Genomic DNA, 1,674 nt, shown 5'->3' with positions numbered 1-1,674 from the left:
CGCTCAATTTACCAGAATAGATGGTAAACGAAAATTTACAGGTAAGTTAATAGATATTACAAAAGATTTGTTAGTATTTCATAATGGAAGGTATGTAGAATGTGTTAGAAAGGTGGATTTCTTAACAGGGGATTACGAGGTGATTAAATGAATAATGTAATGAATTATAAAGATATTCTTGAACATAAAATAACAGAATATAATAGACTTCAAGAAATTAATTCTAAAGATAAAAAATTAGAAGTTTTAGTCAAACAATATATAAAATTAAGAGACTGGGAATGGTTTGAAAAAACAGGAAGGTGGAGATAATGGATATTATATTTTATGACCTTGAGGTATTTAAGTACGATTGGACTGTTACATTTAAAAGTTTAAAAACTGGAGAATATTGGTTTTACCATAATGATAACAATGGTGTTAGAGATTTTATGAGAAAGAAAAATATTATTTTATGTGGCTTCAACTCTAAAATGTATGATGACTATATATTATTAGCAATATTAGTTGGAGCAGATAACTATACTTTAAAGAAATTAAACGACTGGATAATTGAGGAAAAGAAATTACCATGGGAATTTCCATTTCTACAAGGACATTGGAAAAACTTTGATAGTTTTGATTTAAGAGATGATTTATATATGGGTTTATCTTTAAAAGTGATTGAAGGTAATTTGGGAATGAATATTGAGGAATCTTCTATACCATTTGATATAGATAGACCATTAACAGATGAGGAAATAGAGGAAATAAGATTGTACAATAAAGCCGATGTTGACGCTACTGAAAGATTATTCCATGAAAGGAAACGTAATTATTTAAAACCTAAAGTGGATGTTGGAAGATTAATAGGATTAGATGATACCGAATCTCTAAGAATGACTAATGCTAAATTAACAGCTCAAATTTTAAAAGCTGATAAAATTCTAAGAAATGATGAAAGAAATTATGTTCCTCCAAAGGTTATAAATTGGGAAAGAATACCAAAAGTAATAAGGGATTTTTATTCCAGAATGTATGATGAGTCTATTCCAGACGAAGAATTATTTAAAGGTAAGGTTTATAATCCGAAAACGAAAAAGTATGAGAAACCGAAACAAATATTTACAGATGAAAAAGGAAATAAAACTCATATGTATTATTCTGGAAAACTAACCATTTTTCAACCAGATATGGATTATGTGTACGCTTGGGGTGGAGTACACGCTGGTATTCCAAAATATATTGAGGAGAGTACAGATGATAGAATAATTCTCTTATGGGATGTTAATTCCCTATATCCATCTGTAATGATACAATACGATTTCCTAAGTAGAAATGTTCCTAATCCAGAGGAGTTTAAAGAAATATATGATGTGAGAATGAAAGCTAAAGCTGAAGGTAATAAAGCAGTATCAGATAGTAGAAAATTAATATTAAATACTACTTATGGAGCAATGTTAAATAAATACAATGACCTATATGACCCTTTAATGGGTAGAAGCGTATGTATTACAGGACAATTGGTAATGACTGATTTACTATTTGGTATAAAGGCTGAATGTGAGAGCTTTAAACCAATCAACTTTAACACAGATGGTATATTATTCTCCATAGATAGGAATGAGTTGAATAAGGCAAATGAGGTGGCTAGAGAATGGGAAAATAGAACCAGATTAGGTTTAGGTGAAGATA

At 29.4% G+C, this 1,674-nt stretch carries 1 protein-coding gene and 1 pseudogene; both read left to right on the top strand.

From position 1 onward, the window contains the following. The first annotated feature begins 147 nt into the window (after nucleotides 1–147). On the top strand, nucleotides 148–312 hold the full coding sequence (locus VK998_RS12220) for a hypothetical protein (protein WP_325228749.1): 165 nt from the start codon (nucleotides 148–150) through the stop codon (nucleotides 310–312). Next, nucleotides 312–1,674 (top strand): annotated as a pseudogene (locus VK998_RS12215) (hypothetical protein); the annotation flags it as partial. The gene VK998_RS12220 and the pseudogene VK998_RS12215, both read left to right, overlap by 1 nt.

The organism is Schnuerera sp., from assembly GCF_035459645.1.
In the GTDB taxonomy this organism is placed as follows: Bacteria; Bacillota; Clostridia; order Tissierellales; family Tepidimicrobiaceae; genus Schnuerera.
The sequence above is the reverse complement of the archived record's forward strand: the minus strand, read 5'-3'. Positions and strand labels throughout refer to the sequence as shown.

What these genes read in the sequence shown, in the direction of transcription:
- VK998_RS12220 (WP_325228749.1), top strand. Translation starts at nt 148, where the DNA reads ATGAATAATGTAATGAATTATAAAGATATTCTTGAACATAAAATAACA.